The organism is Bradyrhizobium genosp. SA-3 (assembly GCF_004212635.1).
In the GTDB taxonomy this organism is placed as follows: Bacteria; Pseudomonadota; Alphaproteobacteria; order Rhizobiales; family Xanthobacteraceae; genus Bradyrhizobium.
The window spans coordinates 19,846-44,741 of the sequence record NZ_PSRT01000019.1; the positions used below are offsets into that span (position 1 = coordinate 19,846).

The 24,896-nt window shown below is 65.1% G+C and carries 25 protein-coding genes; 17 read left to right on the forward strand and 8 right to left on the reverse strand.

Translation table 11 applies throughout. From position 1 onward, the window contains the following. The first annotated feature begins 19 nt into the window (after positions 1-19). Positions 20-1,333, forward strand: coding sequence for an MFS transporter (locus CWO91_RS08680; protein WP_130213094.1), 1,314 nt, complete (start codon positions 20-22; stop codon positions 1,331-1,333). A gap of 41 nt (positions 1,334-1,374) precedes the next feature. Here CWO91_RS08680 and CWO91_RS08685 read toward each other — a convergent pair whose 3' ends face one another. From CWO91_RS08685 to fixL, 4 genes are all read right to left on the reverse strand, one after another. Continuing rightward, a complete protein-coding gene (locus CWO91_RS08685) occupies positions 1,375-2,073 on the reverse strand; it encodes a helix-turn-helix domain-containing protein (protein ID WP_165405312.1) in 699 nt (232 codons plus the stop codon). A gap of 103 nt (positions 2,074-2,176) precedes the next feature. Continuing rightward, positions 2,177-2,593, reverse strand: coding sequence for a response regulator (locus CWO91_RS08690; RefSeq protein WP_130213096.1), 417 nt, complete (start codon positions 2,591-2,593; stop codon positions 2,177-2,179). A gap of 59 nt (positions 2,594-2,652) precedes the next feature. Continuing rightward, entirely contained in the window at positions 2,653-3,270 is a 618-nt protein-coding gene (fixJ, locus tag CWO91_RS08695) for a response regulator FixJ (RefSeq protein ID WP_130213097.1), read from the reverse strand. 3 nt (positions 3,271-3,273) lie between these two features. Continuing rightward, positions 3,274-4,791, reverse strand: coding sequence for a sensor protein FixL (gene fixL, locus CWO91_RS08700; RefSeq protein ID WP_130213098.1), 1,518 nt, complete (start codon positions 4,789-4,791; stop codon positions 3,274-3,276). A 204-nt stretch (positions 4,792-4,995) separates the two neighbouring features. On the opposite strand from fixL, the gene CWO91_RS08705 reads away from it, so the two are divergent. From CWO91_RS08705 to ccoS, 10 genes are all read left to right on the forward strand, one after another. Next, on the forward strand, positions 4,996-5,829 hold the full coding sequence (locus CWO91_RS08705; RefSeq protein ID WP_130213099.1) for a universal stress protein: 834 nt from the start codon (positions 4,996-4,998) through the stop codon (positions 5,827-5,829). 42 nt (positions 5,830-5,871) lie between these two features. Further along, positions 5,872-6,297, forward strand: a complete 426-nt coding sequence (locus CWO91_RS08710) for a CBS domain-containing protein (protein ID WP_130213100.1) — start codon at positions 5,872-5,874, stop codon at positions 6,295-6,297. A gap of 212 nt (positions 6,298-6,509) precedes the next feature. Beyond that, positions 6,510-8,159, forward strand: coding sequence for a cytochrome-c oxidase, cbb3-type subunit I (ccoN, locus tag CWO91_RS08715; RefSeq protein ID WP_130213101.1), 1,650 nt, complete (start codon positions 6,510-6,512; stop codon positions 8,157-8,159). 12 nt (positions 8,160-8,171) lie between these two features. Next, entirely contained in the window at positions 8,172-8,906 is a 735-nt protein-coding gene (gene ccoO / locus CWO91_RS08720) for a cytochrome-c oxidase, cbb3-type subunit II (protein ID WP_128939632.1), read from the forward strand. A 13-nt stretch (positions 8,907-8,919) separates the two neighbouring features. Then, positions 8,920-9,084: a CcoQ/FixQ family Cbb3-type cytochrome c oxidase assembly chaperone gene (locus tag CWO91_RS08725; RefSeq protein ID WP_063691463.1), complete on the forward strand. Its 165-nt coding sequence runs from the start codon at positions 8,920-8,922 to the stop codon at positions 9,082-9,084. Between the two features lie 6 nt (positions 9,085-9,090). Next, complete coding sequence (gene ccoP, locus CWO91_RS08730) at positions 9,091-9,963, forward strand: cytochrome-c oxidase, cbb3-type subunit III (RefSeq protein ID WP_130213102.1); 873 nt, start codon at positions 9,091-9,093, stop codon at positions 9,961-9,963. Positions 9,964-10,083: 120 nt separating this feature from the next. Next, the gene (gene ccoG, locus CWO91_RS08735) at positions 10,084-11,550 is read left to right on the forward strand and encodes a cytochrome c oxidase accessory protein CcoG (protein WP_130213103.1); all 1,467 of its coding nucleotides are present in this window, start codon (positions 10,084-10,086) and stop codon (positions 11,548-11,550) included. A gap of 16 nt (positions 11,551-11,566) precedes the next feature. Then, on the forward strand, positions 11,567-12,052 hold the full coding sequence (locus CWO91_RS08740; protein ID WP_130213104.1) for a FixH family protein: 486 nt from the start codon (positions 11,567-11,569) through the stop codon (positions 12,050-12,052). 12 nt (positions 12,053-12,064) lie between these two features. Then, complete coding sequence (locus tag CWO91_RS08745; protein WP_130213105.1) at positions 12,065-14,257, forward strand: cation-translocating P-type ATPase; 2,193 nt, start codon at positions 12,065-12,067, stop codon at positions 14,255-14,257. Beyond that, positions 14,257-14,436, forward strand: coding sequence for a cbb3-type cytochrome oxidase assembly protein CcoS (gene ccoS / locus CWO91_RS08750; protein ID WP_130213144.1), 180 nt, complete (start codon positions 14,257-14,259; stop codon positions 14,434-14,436). The genes CWO91_RS08745 and ccoS overlap by 1 nt, the downstream gene beginning before the upstream one ends. On the opposite strand, the gene CWO91_RS08755 is transcribed toward ccoS, so the two are convergent. Both CWO91_RS08755 and CWO91_RS08760 read right to left on the reverse strand, forming a co-directional pair. After that, positions 14,414-15,616, reverse strand: a complete 1,203-nt coding sequence (locus CWO91_RS08755; RefSeq protein ID WP_130213106.1) for an MFS transporter — start codon at positions 15,614-15,616, stop codon at positions 14,414-14,416. The two genes, ccoS and CWO91_RS08755, sit on opposite strands and share 23 nt — an antisense overlap. Before the next feature lie 141 nt (positions 15,617-15,757). Beyond that, the gene (locus CWO91_RS08760; RefSeq protein WP_130213107.1) at positions 15,758-16,240 is read right to left on the reverse strand and encodes a cupin domain-containing protein; all 483 of its coding nucleotides are present in this window, start codon (positions 16,238-16,240) and stop codon (positions 15,758-15,760) included. Positions 16,241-16,476: 236 nt separating this feature from the next. On the opposite strand from CWO91_RS08760, the gene CWO91_RS08765 reads away from it, so the two are divergent. Next, positions 16,477-16,761 carry a hypothetical protein gene (locus CWO91_RS08765; RefSeq protein WP_130213108.1) on the forward strand — a complete coding sequence of 95 codons (285 nt, stop codon included), beginning with the start codon at positions 16,477-16,479 and terminating at the stop codon, positions 16,759-16,761. Between the two features lie 81 nt (positions 16,762-16,842). After that, positions 16,843-17,559, forward strand: a complete 717-nt coding sequence (locus CWO91_RS08770) for a peroxiredoxin-like family protein (RefSeq protein WP_130213109.1) — start codon at positions 16,843-16,845, stop codon at positions 17,557-17,559. Positions 17,560-17,777: 218 nt separating this feature from the next. On the opposite strand, the gene CWO91_RS08775 is transcribed toward CWO91_RS08770, so the two are convergent. Next, a complete protein-coding gene (locus CWO91_RS08775; RefSeq protein WP_130213110.1) occupies positions 17,778-18,659 on the reverse strand; it encodes a LysR family transcriptional regulator in 882 nt (293 codons plus the stop codon). 193 nt (positions 18,660-18,852) lie between these two features. Between CWO91_RS08775 and CWO91_RS08780 the strand changes: the two genes are divergently transcribed. From CWO91_RS08780 to CWO91_RS08790, 3 genes are all read left to right on the forward strand, one after another. After that, complete coding sequence (locus CWO91_RS08780) at positions 18,853-19,677, forward strand: 3-hydroxybutyrate dehydrogenase (protein ID WP_130213111.1); 825 nt, start codon at positions 18,853-18,855, stop codon at positions 19,675-19,677. Positions 19,678-19,747: 70 nt separating this feature from the next. After that, positions 19,748-20,896, forward strand: a complete 1,149-nt coding sequence (locus CWO91_RS08785) for a patatin-like phospholipase family protein (RefSeq protein ID WP_130213112.1) — start codon at positions 19,748-19,750, stop codon at positions 20,894-20,896. 91 nt (positions 20,897-20,987) lie between these two features. Further along, positions 20,988-21,938 carry an oxygenase MpaB family protein gene (locus CWO91_RS08790; protein ID WP_165405313.1) on the forward strand — a complete coding sequence of 317 codons (951 nt, stop codon included), beginning with the start codon at positions 20,988-20,990 and terminating at the stop codon, positions 21,936-21,938. 129 nt (positions 21,939-22,067) lie between these two features. Here the strand turns inward: CWO91_RS08790 and glgA are convergent, their stop codons facing one another. Further along, positions 22,068-23,483, reverse strand: a complete 1,416-nt coding sequence (gene glgA / locus CWO91_RS08795) for a glycogen synthase GlgA (protein WP_130213113.1) — start codon at positions 23,481-23,483, stop codon at positions 22,068-22,070. A gap of 194 nt (positions 23,484-23,677) precedes the next feature. On the opposite strand from glgA, the gene CWO91_RS08800 reads away from it, so the two are divergent. Further along, entirely contained in the window at positions 23,678-24,874 is a 1,197-nt protein-coding gene (locus CWO91_RS08800; protein ID WP_130213114.1) for a CaiB/BaiF CoA transferase family protein, read from the forward strand. Positions 24,875-24,896 lie beyond the last annotated feature (22 nt).

Sequence of the window (24,896 nt, forward strand, 5' to 3'; positions counted from 1 at the left end):
CCCGGAGGGCTGACCGCCTGTGCTGTTGTCGAGGAAGCCGAAACATGCAGATCGCGACGGCCGCGTTGAGCAGAACAACGTCGCCGCGCCGCCGGCTGCAGGCCTTCCGGCACCGTCGCGCCAGAGCCTGCGCGGGCTCGACTGGTTCATCTTCTTCCTCGCCGATGTGCAGACCGGATTCGGTCCGTTCATTGCGGTTTATCTGACGACGCAGAAATGGACCCAGGTCGAGATCGGCCTTGTGCTGTCGATCGGTGGCATCGTCGCCCTGATCGGGCAGATGCCGGGCGGCGCGATCATCGATGCGGCCAAATCGGAACGGCTGGTGGCCGCCCTTGCGATCGCCACCATCGGCTGCTGCGCGCTTGCCTACGCCGCGATGCCGATCTTCCCCGTCGTGGTGACCGCCGCCACCCTGCATGCGATGGCGAGTTGCGTGCTGGGGCCGGCGATTGCCGCGATCAGCCTCGGCCTGGTCGGCCCGCTCGCGATCGGCGAGCGTCTCGGCCGCAATGCGCGCTTTGCCTCGCTCGGCAACGGCGTTGCGGCGGCGGTGATGGGCACCGCCGGCTACCTGCTCTCGAGCCGCTCGGTCTTTCTGGTCACCTTCCTGCTCGCGATCCCGACCCTGATCGCGCTTTCGCGCATCCGCGAGCACGAGGTCGACATTAGACGCTGTCACGGCGAGATGCCGCCTGAAGCCGCGGATCGCGGCGACACCAATGTCTGGCACCTGATCCGGCAGCGTCCGCTGATTGTGTTCGCGCTGAGCGTGCTCTTGTTGCAGCTCGCGAATGCCGCGATGATGCCGCTGATGGCGAGCGCGGTGACGGCGCGGTCGAGCCAGTGGGCGACGGTGCTCGTCGCCTTTTGCATCGTCGTTCCGCAAGCGATCGTGGCGCTGCTGTCGCCGACCATCGGACGCAAGGCACAACTCTGGGGCCGGCGGCCGCTGCTCCTGATCGGATTCGGCGCGCTGACGATCCGGGGTCTGCTGTTCGCAACCGTGCGCGATCCCTATCTGCTCGTGCTGGTGCAGGTGTTCGACGGCCTCACCGCGGCCGTGTTCGCGGTGATGATTCCGCTGATCGTCGCCGACGTCGCCTTCGGCAGCGGTCACTTCAACCTGGCGCAGGGCATCGTCGGCACCGCGACCGGCATCGGTGCGTCCTTGAGCACCGCGCTTGGCGGCTATGTCAGCGACAAGTTCGGCAACGCCACCGCCTTCATCGGACTGTCCGGCATCGCCGCGACGGGGCTTCTGCTGATTCTGCTCGTGATGCCGGAGACGCGGCGCGCGGGTATGACCGCGACCAAAGAGATGGCCGGCTGAACGGATTCAGCCGGCCAAGTAGGTGGGGAAGGAAAGAGAGATCAGGCGTCCAGATTGTGCAGGCGCTGACGGTTGCGCAGCACGATCTGGCGGGCGCCGGAGAAGCCCAGGATGCCCTGGGTATGAAGCTGCGACAGCGCACGCGACACGGTCTCGAGCGTGAGGCCGAGATAGTCGCCGATGTCGCGGCGGCACATCGGCAGCGCCATCATGCCAGCAACGGCGAGGCGGCGGTCCATTTCGAGCAGGAAGGTCGCAACGCGCTCCATCGCGGTCTTGCGCCCCAGCAGCAGCATGTGGTCCTCGGCGTGGCGCAGCTCGGAAGCCGTCATGGCCCAGAGCTTGCGGGCGACCTGGACGTCGATGCCGGCGGCCTTCTCGAGGCTCGCGCGCTTCACGAGGCGCACGGTGGTGTCGATGATGGCTTCGGCGGCGAGGCGGTGAGTGGCGCCGGATTCGAGCCCGAACACGTCGCCGGGAAGATGGAAGGCACCGATCTGGCGGCGGCCGTCGGAGAGAAGCTTGTAGCTGCGCACCGCGCCGGTGATGACCTGATAGACATATTCGGCCGGCTCGTCCTCGCCATAGATCTCCTCGTCTTTGCGGTAGGAGAACTCCGTGGCGACGAGGCCGACATGGCCCGTGATGGCGCCTAACTGGTCGGTGACGGGATGGGCAGGAGCAATCTTGCCACCAATCTGGGTATTGATTGCCTTGGTGTTGATCGTCTGGGTCAGCATCTGCGCCATCTCCGTTGTGATGACGCATTGGTACGCGGTATCGGGGGCTTCGAAAATTTCGAGCGATATCTTAAGGGAGTTGCCTTACGTAGAATCCCGTAGGTCAGGCACGGGGGTGGTCCTGGATGGCGCGGCGGATGCGCTTGAGCAGGTTTTCGTCGAGAAGCGGCTTCAAAACCACGTCTTTTACCCCCGCCGCGGCCGCCCGGGCCGAGATGTTCTCGTCCGGATAGCCCGTGATCAGGATCACGGGGGTCTCGCTGTCGGACTGGCGCAGCCGGCCGGCGAGCTCGATGCCGTTGATGTCGGGCATCTTGTAATCGATCACGTAGCAGTCCGTCCCCGGAGCGCCGCTTGCGTGGAGCAGCGCCGTGCCGCTCCTGAAGGTCCGCACGGCAAAGCCGTCGGTCTCCAGCAGGAATCGCAGGGATCCCAGGACGGCGGCATCGTCGTCGACCACATAGACGGTGGGTTTTGTGGGGGACGCCGGCCGCGCACGGTGTGAGCTGACCTCGATCATGCTGCTTGAGTAGCACGCAGGTCGCCAAGGGCCTTGACCTGCCTCAAGGCTACCCTGAGTCAATCGTTAAGCATGCCGGCGCGCATCGCCATGCGGACCAGCTCCGAAAGGCTGCCCGCCTGCATCTTGGTCATCACGTTGGCCCGGTACACCTCGATGGTCCGCGGGCTGATGTCGTATTCGCGGGCGATCAGCTTGTTGGAAAGGCCTGCGATCAGCCCTTCCATGACCTGGCGCTCCCTCGGGCTCAAGGAGGCGACGCGGGCGGCGATGTCCTGCGAAATGGCCTCACTCTTGGCCGCCGGTTCGGCCTGGCGGATCGCCGTCTCGATCATGGTGATGAGACGATCGTCCTCGAACGGCTTCTCCAGGAAGTCGACGGCCCCGAGCTTCATCGCCTCGACCGCGAGCGGCACGTCGCCATGACCGGTCATGATCAGGATCGGAAACGGGCTGTTCTGCGCCTTCATGCGCTTCAGAAGCTCGATCCCGTCGAGGCCCGGCATGCGCACGTCGGAGACGACGCAGCCGAAGGCGAGGCTGGGCAGGGTGTCGATGAAATCTTTCGCGTTGTCGAACAGCGTGACGCCGAAGCCGGAAGAATCCAGCAGGAAGTTCAGCGAGTCCCGCATCGCTGCGTCGTCGTCGATGACGTAGACATGTCCCTTGGTGGTCATGAATCAGTTCTCGTCGGCTGCTGGCAAGGTGAAGCGGAATGTCGCCCCGCCCGATGCGTTGCTCTCGGCCCACATGCGGCCGCCGTGAGCCTCGATGATCGAACGGCTGATCGACAGCCCTACGCCCATGCCGGTTTCCTTGGTGGTGAAGAAAGTTTGAAACAGGTTTGGAACGACGTCGCCCTGGAAACCGGAGCCGGTGTCGGAAACCTCGACTTCGATCATGTCGTCGGCAACGGGCGTATTGGCCACCACAAGCTCTCGCTGCGGCGACTGCGCCATCGCTTCCAGCGCGTTGCGGAACAGGTTGACCAAGACCTGCTGGACCTGCACGCGGTCGGCCAACACGAGGTCCGCCTTCGGATTGAGATTGAAGCGGAGCTGGACATTCTGCTCGCGCGCGCCGGCAAGCCCGAGCGCGCCGGCCTCCTCGATCAGCTTGGACAGGCTCTCAATCCGCTTCTCCGACTCGCCGCGCGAGACGAAGTCGCGCAAGCGGCGGATGATCTGGCCGGCGCGCAAGGCCTGCTCCGAGGCGCGGTCCAGCGCACTTTCGATCTTCGCCGTATTCGGATCAACGCTGCCGGCAAGCAGGCGCCGCGATCCCTTCATGTAGTTGCTGATCGCCGCCAGCGGCTGGTTGAGCTCGTGGGCGAGCGCCGAGGCCATCTCGCCCATCGCGGTCAGCCGCGAGACGTGGACGAGCTCCGACTGCAGCTGCTGAAGCCGCGCCTGGGTCTGCTGATGTTCGGTGAGGTCGCGGACGAAGCCGGTGAAATAGAGCTCGCCGCCCCGTTGCGTCTGCCCGACCGAAAGGTGCATCGGGAACGTCGTGCCGTCGCGGCGCTTGCCAGTCACGATGCGGCCGATGCCGATGATGTGCGGATCGTTGGTCTTGAGGTAACGCACGAGATAGCTGTCGTGACGCGATTGATCAGGCTCCGGCATCAGGATGCTGACGTTCCGACCAATGGCTTCCTGCCTGCTGTAGCCGAACAGCCGCTCCGCGGCGCTGCTGAAGAGCTGCATGATGCCGCGCGAATCGATCACGATCATCGCGTCCGGCACCGTTTCGAGAATCGAGCGAAGATGATTCTCCTGAGAGCGCAGGGCCTCTTCCAGATGTCTTTCCTCGTTGATGTCGAGGAATATCCCGCTGAGGTGACGCGGCGAGCCCGAATCGTCTCGGATCACGCCGGCCCTGGCCCGGATCCATTGGCCCTTCTCCGAAGGACCGCCAACCTTGAAGGACACGTCGAATCCTGCGCCGCTCTCCGAGCTGCGCTCGATTCCCTGCAAGACGCGGTCCCGATCGCTGGGGTTCAGCAGCGACAGAAAGAGATCGTGGCTGACGGCATCATCCCGCCTGAGGCCAAACAGCCGCTTGGACATCTCGGACCATTCAAGGTCCCGCGTTCGCAAATCGAGATCCCAGGTGCCAACCCCGAATCCTTCGATGCGGAGCCGGAAATGCTCGCCCCGACCATCGTCTGCCGGATGGGTTACGCGGGTCGGCGCCAAACTTCACTCCTCGCTAAAGCGCGGTCGGCAGGATGCGCTTACCGCTCATGACAATGTCGCTCAAGGTTCGTTCGGAGGCAAGCCGGATTGAATTCATTGGCGGAATTCCTGCGACATGACGGCCGGCGATTTGATCTATCTCATCCTGCCTTGCGTCGGCGAGGCTAGATTTCGCGGCAGTTCATTGCCTGCCGGAGAATCCCGATGACATACGCGACCGTGATGGTCAGCCTCGCGCTCGATCAGTCCAACGAGGCGCGCCTTCAGGTCGCGGGGGAGCTCGCCGAGCGATTCGAGGCGGCCATCGTCGGCGTCGCCGCAGCGCAGTTCGCGCCGCCGCTTTATTTCGCCGACGGCGCCGAAGCACAAGCGCTGATCGAGCAGGGCGAAGCGTCCGTCAAGCGGCGGCTCGCCGGTCTCGAGGCGCAGTTCCGCGCTGCCACCAGGAATCGCGGCGGACACGCGGAGTGGCGCAGCGCCAAGGACTTTCCGGCGCGTTTTGTCCTGGAGCAGGCGCGCTGCGCCGACATCGTCATCAGCGGCGGACAGAGCCCTGCCTTCTCTGACGCCTTTGCGCTCGCAAGCGCCAAGGACCTGGTGATGCAGGCCGGCCGGCCGCTTTTGGTCGTTCCCGATAACGCCAATTGGCTCGATCTGCGCAGCGTGCTGGTGGCATGGAAGGACACGCCCGAGGCGCGGCGGGCGGTCGTCGACGCGCTGCCGATGCTGCGCAAGGCGAGGGACGTCACCATCGTCGAAATTCCGGAGCAGGGCGACAACCGCTCGGTCGTGATGGCCGGCGTCAGCGACGTGGCCGCCTGGCTCGCCCGTCACGGGGTCACCGCGACAGCGCGCGTCTCGGAGGCGGCGCGGAACGAAACCGCTGCCGCGCAATTGGACAAGGTCGCCGGCGACGTCGGCGCCGGCCTGATCGTCGCGGGCGCCTACGGTCATTCGAGGTTTCGTGAACTGATCCTGGGCGGCGTCACCCAGTATCTGGTCACACAATCTGCCCGCAGCGTGCTGCTGTCGCACTGAGGGCCGGCCGCCCGGCCAGTAGCGAATCGAGGAGGACGCGCCATGTACAGATTTCTCGAACAAACCGTCGAACGCTACATGACACGCAACGTCAAAACGGTGCAGCGCGACCGCGACTTGCTCGAGCTCAGCGAGATGTTCGAGACCGACGACTTCAACTCGTATCCGGTCGTCGATGACGACCAGGTGGTCGGCATCGTCACCAAGTTCGACATCCTGAATTGCTTCGCCTTCACGCCGAGCCAGATGCTGCCGCGCTATCCCGACTTGATGAGTCGCAAGATCGGCGACGTCATGACACCCGAGTTCATCTATGTCGGCCCCGAGACGCGGCTGACGCGCGTGCTCCAGATCATGGTCGAGCATCGCATCAGGAGCATCATCGTGCTCGACGGCGCGCAGAATCTGGCCGGAATCATCGCCCGCGAGGACGTCATCGCGGCGCTCAAGGCGACGGCGCGGGACTGACGCAGCGCCCTTCGATCCCGCGGTTCCGAGCTCCGTGATTTCACGGAGGCGACGGCTCGCCGCGGCCGGAACGCCTGGCGCATGCGATTGATATCGCTCTCCGATCAATATCGCCCTCACATTAACAGAAATCCATCCATCTTGATTTCAATCAATTCCCCGCGAGGGTGAATGTGGTTTCTGGCGTCGTGTTCTTTCGAGAGAGAATCCGCATGAGCCAGCCCTCCATCTCCAAATCCATGACCATCGGCGAAAGCGGCCTGTCTGTCGTGTTTGCAGTCACCGCCTTCCTCTGCGTGATCGCTGCGGCCAAGGCGCTCGATGCACCCTTTGCCTTCCATGCTGCGCTCAGCGCTGCGGCGAGCCTGGCTGCGATGTTCTTTATCGTGAACCGCTACTTCGAACGGCCGGCCACGCTGCCGCCGGCGGAGATCAATGGCCGCCCCAACTACAACATGGGGCCGATCAAGTTCACCGCCTTCATGGCGATGTTCTGGGGCATCGCAGGCTTCCTCGTCGGCCTCATCATCGCCTCGCAGCTGGCCTGGCCCGCGCTGAATTTCGACCTGCCCTGGACCAGCTTCGGCCGGCTGCGGCCGCTGCACACCTCCGCGGTGATCTTCGCCTTCGGCGGCAACGTGCTGATCGGCACGTCGTTCTACGTCGTGCAGAAGTCCTGCCGCGCGCGCCTGGCCGGCGATCTCGCGCCCTGGTTCGTCGTGATCGGCTACAACTTCTTCATCCTGATCGCCGGCACCGGCTATCTGCTCGGCGTCACCCAGTCGAAGGAATATGCCGAGCCGGAATGGTATGCCGACCTCTGGCTGACCATCGTCTGGGTCGCCTACCTGCTGGTCTTCCTTGCCACCATCTTCAAGCGCAAGGAGCCGCACATCTTCGTCGCGAACTGGTTTTATCTCGCCTTCATCGTGACGATCGCGGTGCTGCATCTCGGCAACAATCCGGCGCTCCCGGTCTCGGTGTTCGGCTCGAAGTCCTACGTCGCCTGGGGCGGCATTCAGGACGCCATGTTCCAGTGGTGGTACGGCCATAACGCGGTCGGCTTCTTCCTGACCGCCGGCTTCCTCGCCATCATGTACTACTTCATTCCGAAGCGCGCCGAGCGGCCGGTCTATTCCTACCGGCTGTCGATCATCCACTTCTGGGCGCTGATCTTCCTCTACATCTGGGCAGGTCCCCACCACCTGCACTACACGGCGCTGCCGGACTGGACCCAGACGCTCGGCATGACCTTCTCGATCATGCTGTGGATGCCCTCCTGGGGCGGCATGATCAACGGCCTGATGACGCTGTCGGGCGCCTGGGACAAGCTGCGCACCGATCCGGTGCTGCGCATGCTCGTCGTCTCCGTCGCCTTCTACGGCATGTCGACCTTCGAAGGTCCGATGATGTCGATCAAGGTGGTCAACTCGCTCAGCCACTACACCGACTGGACCATCGGCCACGTGCATTCCGGCGCGCTCGGCTGGGTCGGCTTCGTCTCCTTCGGCGCGCTCTACTGCCTGGTGCCGTGGGCCTGGAATCGCAAGAGCCTCTACAGCCTGAAGCTCGTCAACTGGCACTTCTGGATCGCCACCCTCGGCATCGTTCTCTACATCTCGGCGATGTGGGTGTCCGGCATCCTCCAGGGCCTGATGTGGCGCGCCTACACCTCGCTCGGCTTCCTCGAATATTCCTTCATCGAGACCGTCGAGGCGATGCATCCCTTCTACATCATCCGCGCTGCCGGCGGCGGCCTGTTCCTGATCGGCGCGCTGATCATGGCCTACAATCTCTGGATGACCGTCCGCGTCGGCGAGCAGGAAGTCCAGATGCCCGTCGCTCTTCAGCCGGCGGAATGAGGAGCTCAAGCAATGTCATTCTGGACACGCCATCAAGTCTTCGAAAAGAACTCGATCATCCTGGTCGTCGGCATCCTGCTCGTGGTTGCGATCGGCGGTCTCGTGGAGATCACTCCGCTGTTCTACCTCAAGAGCACGATCGAGGCGGTCGACGGCGTCAGGCCTTACACGCCGCTGGAATTGGCGGGGCGCAACGTCTACGTCCGCGAAGGCTGCTATCTCTGCCATTCGCAGATGATCCGGCCCTTGCGCGACGAGGTCGAGCGCTACGGCCACTTCTCGCTCGCCGCCGAGAGCATGTTCGACCATCCGTTCCAGTGGGGCTCGAAGCGTACCGGACCCGACCTCGCCCGCGTCGGGGCGAAATATTCCGATGACTGGCACGTCACCCATCTGACCAACCCGCGCGCCATCGTGCCGCAATCGGTGATGCCGGGCTATCCGTTCCTGAGCCACACCGAGGTCGATCCGGACACAATCGCCGACCATATGCGCACGTTGAAGGCCGTGGGCGTGCCCTACACCGACGACCAGATCGCGAGCGCAGGCGCCGACCTGAAGGCCCAGGCTGATCCGGACAATGCCGGCAGCGATGCCTTCAGCAAGCGCTACGCCAAGGCCGTCGTGCGCAACTTCGACGGCAAAACCGGCACGCCGACCGAAATGGACGCGCTGATCGCCTACTTGCAGATGCTCGGCACGCTGGTCGACTTCAAGCTCTACAACGAGAAAGCCAATCTTCGCTGAGAAGGCATCAACGATGAAAGCTATCCTGACAGTCCATAATCTCGCGTCCGAGCTGGTGACGACGATCTGGACGCCGGTGTTCGTCGCGATCTTTCTCGCGATCATCGCCTACGCATTTTGGCCCCGTAACAAGGCTGCGTTCGACGAAGCAGCACACCTGCCGTTGCGGGAGGAGTGAGAGACCATGACCGATCATAGCGAAGTCGATACCGTCACCGGCAAGTCCACGACCGGACACGAATGGGACGGCATCAAGGAGCTCAACACGCCGCTGCCGCGCTGGTGGGTGATCACTTTTTACCTCACCATCGTCTGGGCGATCGCCTACTGGATCGTCTATCCGGCCTGGCCGCTGATCGCCAGCAATACCACGGGCGTGTTCGGCTATTCGTCGCGCGCCGACGTCGCGGTCGAGCTCGCCAATCTCGAGAAGATCCGCGGTGACAAGATGGTGGCGCTGGGCGCGGCCTCGCTGGCCGACATCGAGAAGGACCCGGCCTTGCTTGCGCTCGCCCGTGCCAAGGGCAAGACCGTGTTCGGCGACAATTGCGCGCCGTGCCACGGCTCCGGCGGCGCCGGTGCCAAGGGCTTCCCGAACCTGAACGACGACGACTGGCTGTGGGGAGGCACGCTCGACCAGATCATGCAGACCATCCAGTACGGCGCGCGTTCCGGCCATGCCAAGACGCACGAAGGCCAGATGCTGGCCTTCGGCAAGGACGGCGTGCTGAAGGGCGACGAGATCGTCACGGTCGCCAATTACGTGCGGTCGCTGTCGGGCCTCTCGACCCGCAACGGCTTTGATGCCGCCAAGGGCGAGAAGATCTTCGCGGAGAATTGCGTCGCCTGCCACGGCGACGGCGGCAAGGGCAACCAGGAGATGGGCGCGCCGAACCTGACCGACAAGATCTGGCTTTACGGCTCGGACGAGGCGAGCCTGATCGAGACCATCAGCCAGGGCCGCGCCGGCGTCATGCCGGCCTGGGAAGGGCGGCTCGATCCCGCCACCATCAAGGCGATGGCAGTCTACGTCCACTCGCTCGGCGGCGGCAAATAAGCCTATCCACGGCCAACGACTTCCGGCGGGGGCGAAGAAAAGCGCCCCCGTTTGCGTTGGATCAAGGGACATGTCGGCGCCGGGTCTAGGTTTAATCGCACCTCTTGAGAAGATTCCGCGATGAACAAGACCGTCAACCCGAACGAACTCAAGCCGGCGGACGACAACGGGCCGCTCTATGCAGCCCGCAAGAAAGTCTATCCGCAGAGCGTCTCCGGCACGTTCCGCCGGATCAAATGGGGCCTGATGGCGTTCTGCCTCGGCGTCTATTATCTCCTGCCGTTCGTGCGCTGGAACCGCGGCCTCGGCGCTCCCAGCCAGGCCGTGCTGATCGATCTCCCCAACAGCCGCTTCTACTTCTTCTTCATCGAGCTATGGCCGCAGGAGGTCTACTACTTCACCGGCCTGTTGATCGTTGCCGCCGTCGCGCTGTTCCTGATGAACTCCATCGGCGGCCGGATCTGGTGCGGCTACCTCTGTCCGCAGACGGTATGGACCGACCTGTTCTATGCCGTCGAGCGTCTCGTCGAGGGCGACCGGCGCGAGCGGATGAGGAAGGATAAATCGTCCGACCCGCTGAAGCTCGAGCGGATCTCCGAGATCGTGCTCAAGCACTCGATCTGGCTGCTGATCGCCTGGTGGACCGGCGGTGCCTGGGTGCTCTATTTCAACGACGCGCCGACGCTGGTCAAAGAGCTCGTCACCTTCCAGGCGCCGATGATCGCCTATGTCTGGATCGGCATCCTCACCGCATCGACTTATGTGCTCGCCGGCTCCATGCGCGAGCAGGTCTGCACCTATATGTGCCCGTGGCCGCGGATCCAGGCGGCGCTGACCGACGAATGGGCGCTCAACGTCACCTATCGCTACGACCGCGGCGAGAAGCGCACCTCGGTGAAGAAGGCCGCCGAGCTGCGCGCCCTCGGCCAGCAGGTCGGCGATTGCGTCGACTGCTATCAGTGCGTCGCGGTCTGTCCAACCGGCATCGACATCCGCAACGGGCCGCAGCTCGAATGCATCCAGTGCGGGCTCTGCATCGACGCCTGCGACAACGTGATGACGAAGATCGGCCGGCCAAGGCGGCTGATCGGCTACGACAACGACATCAACATCCAGCGCCGTCAGGAAGGCAAGGCGCCGATCTACCGCATCGTCCGTGCCCGCACGGTCGTCTACAGCGCGATCATCGCGGCGGTCGGCGGCATCATGATCTATACGCTCGCGACCCGCAGCCTGCTCGACGTCAACGTCCTGCACGACCGCAATCCGGTCGCGGTCAAGCTCAGCGACGGTTCGATCCGTAACGCCTACACGGTGCGTCTGTTGAACAAGAGCGGCTACGACCGCGTCATCGCCATCGACGCGCACGGCCCGGCCAACGCGACCATCCACGTCGTCGGCGTCGATTCGGTGACGCCGGACCGGCCGATGATCGTGATCCCGCGCGACTCCACCAGCGAGCTGCGGCTGCTCGTCACCGCGCCGGCGGACAACAATCCGGAGAAGTCGATCCCAGTCCGCTTCCACGTCACCGATATCGGGCTTGGCGAGGTCGCTTCCGCCACCGACAATTTCGTCTCGCCTTAAGGATCAGGAGACTGCCATGGCCTCCAAGCCGCTGACCGGAACCAAGGTGTTCCTGATGTTGGTCGCCTTCTTCGGCCTCGTGATCGGCGTCAACGTGACCATGATGAAGCTCGCGATCGCGACGCTGCCCGGCACCGACGTCGACAGCCCCTATGCCGCGGGCCTCACCTATGACCGCGAGATCTCGGCGGCGCAGGACCAGGCGCTGCGCAAATGGAAGGTCAACGCCCATATCGAGCGCCGCAGCGACGGCGGCGCGGTGCTTCAGGTCGAAGCACGCGATGCGATCGGCCAGCCGATCGCTGGACTGAAGTTCGGCGGGCGACTGGAGCGGCCGACCGACAAGCGCGCCGATCTCGCCGTCGAGCTCACCGAAGCCGGCATCGGCATCTATCGCGGCCATGCCGCCGCCGTCGCGCCCGGCCAGTGGGACCTGGTGATCGAGGGTGAGGCGCGGGGGGCACGCGTGTTCCTGTCGCGCAACCGCGTGATCCTGAACTGAAGGGATTTCGTCATGCAGGTCACGCGTGATTTTTCGCATTACGTCCGGACCGCGGGCGAGGGCCTCCAGCACATCGATCTCGCTGTCGAAGGCGTCCACTGCGCCGGCTGCATGGCCAAGATCGAGCGCGGGCTGTCCGCCATTCCAGATGTCACCCTGGCGCGGGTGAACCTCACCGACCGCCGCGTCGCGCTGGAATGGAAGGCCGGCACGCTCGATCCTGGCCGATTCATCGATCGGCTTGAAGAGCTCGGCTACAAGGCCTATCCATTCGAGACCGAGAGCGCGGAAGCGACCGAGGTCGCCGAATCGCGCTTCCTGCTGCGCTGCCTCGGCGTCGCCGCGTTCGCCACCATGAACGTGATGATGCTGTCGATCCCGGTGTGGTCGGGCAACGTCTCCGACATGCTGCCCGAGCAGCGCGACTTCTTCCACTGGCTCTCGGCGCTGATCGCGCTGCCGGCGGCGGCCTATGCCGGCCAGCCGTTCTTCCGTTCGGCCTGGCGCGCGCTGGCGGCCAAGACCACCAACATGGACGTGCCGATCTCGATCGGCGTGATCCTCGCGCTCGGCATGTCCGTGGTGGAGACCATCCATCACGCCGAGCACGCCTATTTCGACGCCGCGATCATGCTGCTGACGTTCCTCCTGGTCGGCCGTTTCCTCGACCAGAACATGCGGCGGCGGACCCGTGCGGTCGCCGGCAATCTTGCGGCGCTGAAGGCGGAGACGGCGGCCAAGTTCGTGGGGCCCGATGAAATCTCGCACGTGCCGGTGGCCGCGATCCATCCCGGCGACATCGTGCTGCTGCGCCCCGGCGAGCGCTGTGCAGTCGACGGCACCGTGATGGAGGGACGTTCCGAGATCGACCAGAGCCTGATCACCGGCGAGACGCTCTATGTCACGGCCGAGCAGGGCACGCCGGTCTATGCGGGATCGATGAACATCTCCGGCACGCTGCGGGTGCGGGTCTCGGCGTCCTCGGAGGCGACGCTGCTCGCCGAGATCACGCGGCTGCTCGACAACGCGCTCCAGGCGCGCTCGCGCTACATGCGGCTCGCCGATCGTGCCTCGCGGCTCTATGCGCCGGTGGTGCATGCGACTGCGCTTCTGACCATCCTCGGCTGGGTCATCGCCGGCGCGAGCTGGCATGATGCGATCGTGACCGGCGTCGCCGTGCTGATCATCACCTGTCCCTGCGCGCTCGGGCTCGCGATCCCGACCGTGCAGACGGTGGCCTCGGGCGCGATGTTCAAGGCGGGGGTGCTGCTCAATGCGGGCGACGCGATCGAGCGGCTGGCCGAAGCCGACCATGTCATCTTCGACAAGACCGGCACGCTGACGCTGCCCGATCTCGAAGTCATGAATGCCGCCGACATCCCCGCCGACATCATCGAACTCGCCGGGCGCCTTGCGCTGTCGAGCCATCATCCCGTCGCAGCTGCGGTGGCGCAGGCTGCCGGCGCCAAGTCTCCCATCGTCGGCGCAGTCGAAGAATCCGGGCAGGGCGTGCGCGCTGTGGTCGATGGCGTCGAGCTTCGTCTCGGCCGGCCGTCCTTCTGTGGTGCGGAGACGCTGGTTGCCGATGTGGTCCGTCTCGATCCCGAGGCATCCATCGTGGCCTTCAGCAAGGGCAGCGAAAGCTTCATCCTGTCGGTGCGTCAGGGCTTGCGCCCGGACACGCAGGCCGTGATCGCGGCGTTGAAGGCGCGCAACATCGGCATCGAGATCCTCTCCGGCGACCGCGAGCCGGCGGTGAAGGCCGCCGCCGATGCGCTCGGCATTCCCGAATGGCGCGCCGGCGTCACGCCCGCCGACAAGATCGCGCGGATCGAGGAGTTGAAGCGCCGTGGCGCAAAAGTGCTGATGGTGGGCGACGGCATGAACGATGCGCCGTCGCTGGCGGCGGCCCATGTCTCGATGTCGCCGATCTCCGCCGCGCATCTGAGCCAAGCAACCGCCGATCTCGTCTTCCTCGGCCGGCCGCTGGCCCCGGTCGTCGCGGCCATCGACGCGTCGCGCAAGGCGTTGCACCTGATGCAGCAGAACCTCTGGCTCGCGATCGGCTACAACGTCCTCGCCGTGCCGGTCGCGATCAGCGGCGTCGTGACGCCCCTGATCGCGGCGGCCGCCATGAGCGGATCGTCGATTCTGGTGATGCTCAATTCGTTGCGGGCGCGCAGTGCCTCGCGGGAGATCGCGTGATGGAGATCCTGGTCATTCTGGTCCCGCTGGCGCTGGCTCTCGGCGGTGCCGGTCTCGTCGCTTTCCTCTGGTCGCTGCGGAGCGGCCAATACGACGATCTCGACGGCGCCGCCTGGCGCGCGATTGCCGACGACGAGCCGCCGCAACAGGCGCCGACTAGCGCTTCAAGTCAATCGTGAGCAGAGCTGCGGCCGCGAGGGCCAGACCCACGCCGGCCACGCAAGCTTGCCAGCCGAAGGTGTCGAACAGCCGTCCGAGCACGGCCGTGCCGACGAGCCCGCCGCAGAAATAGCAGGCGAGATAGGTGCCGCTGGCGATGCCGCGGTTGTCAGTGGCCGCCTGTCCGACGAAACCGGTGGCGGTCGCTTGCGCGAAGAACGTGCCGACGCCGACCAGAACCATCCCCGCGAGCACCACGCCCAGATGTGGCGCCAGCATCAACGGCAAACCGATCCCGGCGACGGCGAGCGAGCCCCAGATCGTCGGCCGTGGTCCGAGGCGCGATGCTATTCTGCCCGCCAGCAATGTCGTGAGCACCGAGGGCAGGAAGACGACATAGACGAAGCCCAGACCCATCATGCCGAGCGATAGCGGCGGCCGCACCAGAACGAAATTGACGAACGTGAAGGTGCCGATGAAGGCGAACAGGATGCAGAAGCCGATGCCGTAGGCGGCGCGCAATCGCGGGTCGCGCCAATGTGCGAACATCGCGGCGAGCGGCGATTCCGTTGCGCTCATCGCATGCATCGGCTGGACGTGCTTGATGGTGAAATAGACCAGCGCCGCACCGGCGAGATTGAGGGCAGCGAAAACGTAGAAATTCCACGCGAGGCCAAGGCCATCGGCGACGGCCGCCGAGATCAGCCGACCGACGAGATTGCTGGCGACGTTTCCGGTGATATAGGCGGCAAACGCGCCGCCGGCGTCCGTCGCGCTGCATTGCTCGCCGAGATAGGCCAGCGTCAGCGCGAAGGCGGACGCCATGCAGAGGCCCTGAGCCACGCGCAACGCGGTAAAGACGGCAAGATTGGGTGCGGACGCCAGGAGGCTCGTCGGAATCGCAAGAAGTGCCAGGCTGAGCAGGATGCCGTTCCGACGATTGATATGTGGGCTGAAGAAGCCAACGACGAGGCTCGCAACGGCCATGCCGAAGGTGCTGGCATTGACCGCGAAGCCCATCGCAGCCGGCGTGACGCCATAGTGGCGCGTCAGCGAGGGCAGGATCGCCTGCGTCGCGAACAGGTCGACGACGGTCAGGAATGCGGTGAGGCCGATCACGAGCGATCGCAGCGCCAGACCCGGCGAGTGTGCCTCCATTGTCGTCGCGGCCGGTTTGATCGACGCGGAAAGATCGGTCATGGCAGGGCTCTCCGTTAATCTGTCATTCCGGGCTGGTGCGTCAGCACCAGACCCGGAATCTCGAGATTCTCAGGTGCGCAATTGCGCACCGTAGTTCGATGCTGCGCATCGCCCCGGAATGACGGGGCTTGGGCGCGCTCGTTACATGTGGTGGTCGTTCGGGTCCTTGCGGACGTCGCCGACATAGAGAATGACCGTCTCCTTGCCGAGGTTCTTCCACCAGTGCGAGGTGCCGTAGACTTCGGGACGGATATCTCCAGCCTTATGCACGATCGGATCGGCGCAGTTGGAGGCGTATTCGACGATCTCGCCCTGCTGCACGAAGATCAAAGCGGGGCGGTCGTCATGGCTGTGCCAGGGCACGATGCCGCCGGGCGCGATCGTCAGCTTGCGGAAGCGCAGCTCGCGTCCCTCGATATGCGCCGGCTGCTTGCCGAGGTCGATCGCGCCGAGCGTGACGTCGGTGACGCCGACCGGCTTGTGGTCGACCATTGGCTGGGCGTTCGGCTTGATCTTGTCGGCGGGGCATTCGCCGGCGAGTGCCGGCTGCACCGAGAGCGTCAGTGCGCCGAGGATCGCAAGGCTCGGCCAGACCGCGCGAGATAATGTGCGATGCTTGAGCATGGAAGTCTCCTGTGTTGGCAGCAACCGCGGTGGTCGCCGGCTGTGGCAGGAGTTTGGTCGAGGCGCTGCTCGTCCTGAAATGCCCTTTCGCTCTCGGTGCGATAGCCCCGAGCTATGCCGATAGGCGGCGGCTATCGAACCGATCGTGGATCGGCATTTCCACTCGCGCGGCTTGCGCCGTTCGATGGCAGGGCGCCCGGTTGGCGGGCGTTCACGTCAATCCGGAGGAGCATCTCATGACGAAAGTGTCCAAAACCCTGATTTTTACCGCCGCCTTTGCGGTGATCGCCACATCGGCCTTCTCGGAAGCGGCCTGGGATTTGAAGGCCGGCATGGCCTATGTCTATGGCGGTCCCGGCAAGATGTCGGCGATGGCCATGGCCCCGGCCGAGAGGAACCACGACGCCATGATGAAGAACGCGAAGAAGGTGCCCGACAATACCGTCTTCTTCATGGACAAGGGTATGCTGTACTCCACGTCGGGGCGGCTGGATCCGACCGGCAATTTCTACGTGAACTGATCACGTGCGCAGGACGGCCGCCCCCTTGCGGGCGGCCCGACCACGCAACTAATATTGGTCCCCTGAACGCCGGAGCAGAAGATGACGTCTCTCTCGCCCGCCGACGCCGAACAGCTCAGGCTTGCTTTCCAGCGCTGCCGCGACATGGATGGCACGCTGAACGAACAGCTCCGCGCCTATGCCGACGCCAGCCGCAAGGTGTTCCCCGCCTATGGCGAGGCGGTCGATCGCCTGGTCGCGCGGTTGAACGGAAACGGGGGTGGTGAGACGGCGCCGCGACCGGGCGATGCGATGCCGCCATTCATGCTGCCCGACGAGAGCGGACGTCTCGTCGCGCTGAATGCGCTGCTGGAGAGCGGCCCGGTTGCGGTGATGTTCTTCCGCGGTCATTGGTGCCCGTATTGCCGGCTCAATTTCCGCGCGGTGGTCCAGGCACTCGGTCGCATCAAGGCGATAGGGGCACAGGTCGTCGCAATCGTGCCGGAGACGCAGGAATATACGCGGCAGATCAAGTCAGATGCCGGTGCGCCGTTTCCGATCCTGACCGATCTCGACAACGGCTACGCGCTCTCGCTCAACCTCGCCATCTGGCTCGGCGCCGAGATCCAGCATCTGTTGTCCTATCAGGACATGGCGAAATTCCACGGCAATGACGGCTGGGTGCTGCCGATCCCGGCCGTGTTCGTGATCGGACGCGACGGCGTCGTGAAAGCCCGCTTCGTCGATCCCGATTTCCGCAAGCGCATGGAGATCGATGATCTCCTGGCCGCGCTGGAGAGCGCAGACAGGGAGAACTGAGCGCTCGCGTTGCGTGCTTTCTTCCCTTCTCCCCTTGCGGGAGAAGGTAGCGCGCTTTGGAGCGCAATTGCGCTCCTGAGCGCGCCGGATGAGGGGTTGCTTCTGCGTATGCAGCTGAAAGAGGGGACTCGCGGACAGAACCCCTCACCCGTCTCGCCGCTGTCGCGGCGAGCTACCCTCTCCGGCAAGGGGAGAGGGGAAGAAGGGTGGCGCCCGCGCTATCCCGCAATCTCCCGCCAGTCGGCGCCGCGCAGCATGCGCATGATGGCGTTGGCGACCGCCGTGCGCTGCCGGCCGGCCACCCCGTAAAGATTGACGGTGCGACGGGCGTCCAGCCCGGAGACGGTGGCGCGCGTCAGCGTTTCCGGCACGGGCGAGGTGTGCGGCACCATGGCGATGCCCATGTCGGCTTCGACCAGCTCGATCAGGTCGCGCTCGCTCGAGATTTCATGGCCATGCTCGATGCCGTGCTCGCGCAGGCTCGCGGAGATACGGCGCGCGTGCTCGCAGAAGGTGCGGCTCAGCAATTGCTCCGAGCGCAAATCGTCCAGCTCGATGCTGCTGCGGCCGGCCAGCCGATGGCCATCGCCGACGACGAGCTCAAAAGCTTCCGTGAATAGGGGCCAGACGTCGAGCCGCTCCCAGGCCTCGTCGATCTCGGCGGCAATCCCGAGCTCGGCCTCGCCCTTTTTCAGGAATTCGCCGACCTCGCGGCTCGTTCCGCGCAGGAAGCGGAATTCGAGACGGTTGAACTGCCGCCTGATCTGGTTGAGATGGGGAATGAGCAGCGACAGATCGATCGAATGCGTCAGCGCAATGCGGAGCGCGCCGATCTCACCGCTCTTGAACGAGGAGGCGAGGGAACGCGCGCCGACGGCGGCGTCATAGCACTGCTTCAAGAGCGGATGCATGCGCTGGCCGAGCTCGGTCAGCTGCGCGGCGGGCCGCTCGCGACGAAACAGGTCGCCGCCGAGCTCGGCCTCGAGCTGCTTGATCGCGCGCGTCAGCGACGGCTGCGTCACGTTGCACTCCTCGGCGGCACGCGTGAAGTTCAACAGCTGCGCCACCGCGAGGAAATAGCGGACCTGATGCATTTCCATGGATCGGCTCCCCAGCAGGATCGGGCAGCAGAACTCTAGCCGATCGGGGCAGGGAATGACATCCCGGCCGCAATAGCGGGCGCGTATGGTTTCGGAAGCCAGGCGGCATTTCCATTCGGGCCGGCACCGCTTCATGGTCCTGCGAAAGCGGGCGCCAGGGCCAAGCCCAGCGATCGCCAATGGAGGAACTCGCATGAACATACCGCTGAAGCCACAGACGTCTCAACCTGCGCGCGCGCTGGCCGGAAAGGTTGCGCTGGTCACGGGCTCGACCAGCGGCATCGGGCTCGGCATCGCACGGGCGCTGGCCGCCGCGGGTGCCGACATCGTGCTCAACGGCCTCGGTGTCGCGAGCGAGATCGGCCGGACGCGCGAGCAGATCGCCGCCGAGTTCGGCATCAAGGCGAGCTACTCGCCCGCAGACATGACGAGGCCCAAATCGATCGCCGAGATGATCGCGGCCACCATCGCCCAATCCGGCCGGCTCGACATCCTCGTCAACAATGCCGGCATCCAACATGTCGCGCCGCTCGACCAGTTTCCAGTCGAGAAATGGGACCAGATCCTCGCGATCAATCTGACGTCCGCCTTCCACACCACGCGGCTCGCGCTGCCGGCGATGCGCCGGAACGGTTTTGGCCGGATCATCAACATCGCCTCCGCGCATGGTCTGGTCGGCTCGCCGTTCAAGGCGGCCTATGTCGCCGCCAAGCATGGGATCGTCGGTCTCACCAAGGTGACGGCGCTCGAGACCGCGGAGGAGGGCATCACGTGCAATGCCGTCTGTCCGGGCTACGTCTACACACCGCTGGTCGAGGCGCAGATCGATGGACAGGCCAAGGCGCACGGCGTCTCCCGCGATCAGGTGATCCGTGACGTGCTGCTCGCGCAGCAGCCGAACAAGCGTTTTGCCACGGTCGAGGAGCTTGGCGCGCTCACGGTGTTCCTGGCGACGGAAGCGGCCGCCTCCATCACCGGCATTGCACTTCCGGTCGATGGCGGCTGGACCGCGCATTGACATGGGCCGGCGCAACAAGCTGCGGCGGACTGCGAACATTCGGTCGGCGCAAGCTCAACAGGAGCGAGACATGAACGGCATGCAGGACAACGCGCATAACAAAGGTACGGACCTGCCGGGTCAGGTCGTACTGGTGCTCCAAGGCGGCGGCGCACTTGGGTCCTATCAGGCCGGGGTGTATCAGGCGCTGCACGAGGCCGGCATCGAGCCTGACTGGATCATCGGCACCTCGATCGGCGCCATCAATGCGAGCCTCATTGCGGGCAACGCGCCTGGGCAGCGACTCGCGCGTCTGAGGGAGTTCTGGAAACGGATGGAGCAGAATCCGATCTGGAATTTGCGCACCGCGTTTCCCGGCTTCAACGAGAAGCTGACCTATTGGTCGACGGTCACCAACGGCATTCCCGGCTTCTTCCGACCCAATCCGCTGGCGCATGCGGGGGATTCCTTTCCGCTCGGCGCCGACCACGCCGGCTTCTATTCGACTGCGCCGCTGGAGAAGACGCTGCTCGAACTCGTCGATTTCAGCCTCGTCAACCGCTGCTCACCGCGCTTGACTGTCGGCGCGGCTCATGTCCGCACCAGCCAGATGCGCTATTTCGACAGCCGCGACGGTGAGCTCACGGTGAAGCACGTCATGGCCTCGGGCGCGCTGCCGCCGGCCTTCCCGGCGGTGCGCATCGACGGCGAGCTCTATTGGGACGGCGGCATCCTGTCCAACACGCCGACAGAGGCCGTGTTCGACGACAATCCGCGCAAGGACTCGCTGATCTTCGCGGTGCATCTGTGGAATCCGGTCGGGGCCGAGCCGACCACGATGGCGGAGGTGCTGAACCGTCACAAGGACGTGCAATATTCCAGCCGGATCGCCAGTCAGATCGCGCGCCAGCAGCAGGCCCATCGCCTCCGCCACGTCATCAACCAGCTCGCCGCGCGTCTGCCCGAGCGCGAGCGCAGCGATCCGGCGGTGCGCGAGCTCACGAGCCATGGCTGCCCGACGCGCATGCATGTGGTGCGCCTGCTCGCCCCGCAGCTGGACCGCGAGAGCCACACCAAGGATATCGATTTCAGTCCGTCAGGGATCATGCAGCGCTGGGATGCGGGTTATGCCCACACGAGATCCGTGCTCGCACGAAGGCCGTGGATCGGTGAATTCGATCCGCTCGCCGGCGTGGTGCTGCACGAGCATATGGACGCGCTGCCGATTGCGGCGGAGTGAGGGCCTTGTGCGTCATTGTTTTACGTGATGACGATTTCGCAGCGCCGCGGTCCGGGGTATTGTCGCCGTGTCTGCGTCGCGAGGCTTGCAATTGGTTGTTGAAAAAGATCTGGAGGCGTCGCTTGATACGCTGCGTGCGAACGCGGCGGGACCGGTCGCCGGCGTGTTCGGTCCGTCCTCGCTGACCTGGCGGATCGACCGGGAGGCCGTGATCTTTCTCGGCGCCGGCCGTGCGCTGTTGCTGCAGCTGGCGCATCCATGGGTGGCGGCGGCGATCGCCGAGCATTCGCGCACCCTTGCCGATCCGATCGGCCGCTTCCATCGCACGTTCGACATCGTCTTTACCATGGTGTTCGGCTCGCTGGACCGGGCGCTGCTGTCGTCCCGGCAGTTGCACCGGCGCCACAGCATGATCATTGGCGAGATGCCCGAGACCGTCGGTCCGTTCGCGGCCGGCTCGCGCTACTGCGCCAACGACATTCCCTCGCTCCGCTGGGTCCATGCGACGCTGGTCGAGACCGCGCTGATGGTGCATGATCTGGTGCTGCCGCCGCTCTCGGCGGAGGAGCGCGAGCGCTATTGGAGCGAGGCCCGGCTGTACGGCGCCCTGTTCGGACTGACGGGGGATGATTTGCCGGCGGACTGGTCGGGCTTCGCAGCCTACAATGAGGCGATGGCGCAGTCGGATACGCTGACCGTCAGCCCGGCGGCGCGCGAGATCGCCGAGCAGATCTTCAGCGGCGCCCGTCCCTGGTTGCGGCCACCGCGATGGTACCGCGCGCTCGCGGCGCGCATGCTGCCGGAGCGACTGCGCGCCGGGTTCGGTTTTGCGCTTGACGAGCGCGACATCAGAGCCGCCGACAATGCGCTGACCTGGATCAGGCGCGTCTATCCGAAACTGCCCGACCGGCTGCGCTATGTCGGCCCCTATCAGGAGGCGCAGGCGCGGCTGCGGGGCGAGCCGCAGCCCGATTGGATGATCCGGTGCTTGAACCGCGTCTGGATCGGGCGGCCGCAGATGGATGTGCGCGGCAAGGGGTGAGGTGCCCGGTGGCCGCCACAAACACCGTCATTGCGAGGAGCCCTTGCGACGAAGCAATCCAGACTGCCGCCGCGGAGAGATTCTGGATTGCTTCGCTACGCTCGCAATGACGGAGAATGAGGAAGCAGCTCACACCGACGCCAGCTTCCGGTACAGCGCGCTGTAGCAGCCGGCCGAGATGCTCCAGGAGAACGATCGTCCCATCGCGCTGCGGCGCATGGTATCGAGCTGGTCCTGCGCCATGAACGCCTCGAACGCGCGGCGGACGCCGCCGATGAAGGATTCGCGCGAGGGTCTTGCGAACAGGAAGCCGGTCTCGCCGTCGGTAATGGTCTCGGCAAGTCCGCCGGTCTGGTGTCCGATCGGCAGCGAACCGAAGCGCTGGGCGTACATCTGGCTGAGCCCGCACGGTTCGAAGCGCGAGGGCATCAGGGTGAAATCGCTGCCGGCGAAAATGCGGCGCGCCTGGGCGTCGTTGAAGCCGATCACGACGCCGATGGCATCGGGGCGGCGGCGATGCGCGTCGATCACGGCCTGCTCGAGCGCCGGCTCGCCGGAGCCGGTGATCACGATCTGCCCGCCGGCATCGACGATCTCGTCGGCGGCCGACAACACGAGGTCGATGCCCTTCTGGTGCACGAGGCGGGCGACGATGCCGAACATCGGCCCGCGCGACACCGCAAGCCCGAACTGCTTGCGCACGTAGTCCGCATTCGCTTTCTTGCCGACCCAGTCGCCGGCGCCGAATTGCTGCGCGAGCTGTGCGCAGGAGCGTGGGTCCCAGCTCTCGTCGATCCCGTTGAGGATCCCGGTGAGCTCGGCCGCGTCGGAGCGGACGCGAAGCAGGCCTTCGAGGCCGCAGCCGAATTCGGTTGTCGTGATCTCGCGTGCATAGGTGCCGCTGACCGTGGTGAGGTGCGAGGCATAGACCAGCCCGGCCTTGAGGAAGGAGACCTTGTCGTAGAATTCGACGCCGTCGATATGGAACGAGCTCTCCGGCGCGCCGATCCGCCGCAGCGAGTCCTTCGGGAAGAGGCCCTGATAGGCGAGGTTGTGGATGGTCAGGATCGACGGCAGCTTGGCGCCGCGCCAGGCGAGATAGGCCGGCACGAGCGAGGCCTGCCAGTCATTGGCATGGATCAGGTCTGCTGCCCAATTCTTATCCAGCGTGCCCATGGCCAGCTCAGCGGCAGCCGAGGCAAGGCGCGCGAAGCGGATGTCGTTGTCCGGCCAGTCGCGCCCGGACTCGTCGCCATAGGGATTGCCGGGCCGGTCGTAGAGCTGTGAGCACAACAGCACGTAGACCGGCAGGCCGTCCTTGGTCGCGGCCCGCCCGAGCGAGCAGGCTGGCATCTCCGCGAATGCCGGACAGCGGCCAACGATTTGAATGTGCGTGAGTTGTTCGATGATGTCGCGATAGCCGGGCAGCATGATCCGGATATCGGCAAAGGAGCGAAGGGCGCGGGGGAGGGCGGCGGACACGGCTCCAAGTCCGCCGACGCGGACGAAGTCGTCCATCTCTGTCGTGACGAACAAGACCCTCAAGAACAGCCGCCCTCTGCCGATCCCGTTTGCTGCTATGCAAGAACGGGTCCAGTTGTCCCGGAATTCCCAAGCCCGCCCATGCGGCGCGTCGGTTCGGTAAACACTTTCCTACTCAGCCGCCGCCCTCTAGGGTCGCCGCATCAACAACAGAGAACTTCGATAAGTTCCTAAGACACCCAAGGACGTAAGCAGGCATGCAGCTAGCAGATAAGGATGAGGGGACGACGACAAAGGCCTTCGCCGGCCTGCGGGTCCTGGATTTTTCGACCACGATTGCCGGTCCCCATTGCACGCGCATGCTCGCCGACATGGGCGCCGAGGTGATCAAGATCGAGACCGACGGCGGCGAGACGATGCGGACCCGGCCGCCGCTGCGTAAGGGGTGCAGCACCACGTTCGGCCAGCTCAATATCGGCAAGAAGAGCGTGGTGCTCGACCTCAAATCCGAAGACGGCAAGGAGGCGGTGCGCCGGCTGGCCGCGACATCAGACATCCTGGTCGAGAACTTCCGCCCGGGGGTGATGCACCGGCTGCGGCTCGACTACGACAGCATGCGTCAGGTCAACCAAAAGCTGATTTACTGCTCGATCTCGGGCTACGGCCAGACCGGCCCCTCGGCCGAGCTGCCGGCCTATGCGCCGGTGATCCACGCGGCCTCGGGCTACGACATGGCGCATCTCGCCTACCAGCCCGGCCGTCACCGCCCCGAATATTGCGGCATCTATCATGCCGACGTCGTCACCGGCACCTACGGCTTCGGCGCGATCGCGTCCGCGCTCTATCAGCGCACCGTGACGGGCCTTGGCCAGCACATCGACGTCTCCATGCTCGAAACGATGCTGTCGCTGACGCTGACCGAGTTGCAGAGCTCGCAATTCGCCGTGAAGCCGCCGCCGCGCCCGATGTTCGGGCCGACCGAGACGGAAAACGGCTACGTCATGATCACGATCGCCAGCGAGAAGACGTTTCAGGCTTTGATGGGGGTGATCGGCCGCCCCGCATGGATCTCCGATCCGCGCTTCTCGACCTACGCCGCGCGTCGCGAGAACTGGGCCGACATGATGGACGGGGTCGAAGCCTGGTCACGGCAGCTCCCGACAGATGCATGCCTTGCCGCGCTCGGCGCGGCCGGCGTCCCGGCCTCGGCCTATCGCACCGTGTCAGAAGCGCTGGCCGATCCGCAGCTCGCGCACCGGCAGGCGCTGTCCGAGGTGCGGGACGAGGGCGGTTCATTCCAGGTCCTCAATCTGCCGTTCCGAATGTCGGGCGCCGACACCACGCCGGCCAAGACGATGGCCGTGCTCGGCGAGCACACGGATGCGCTACGTGATGAGATCGGTCTCGCGGACGAGGCGCCAATTCCGTCAGGCAAAACGGCCGCGGCGCGCTGAATGCATCGCGCCGCGGCATGCG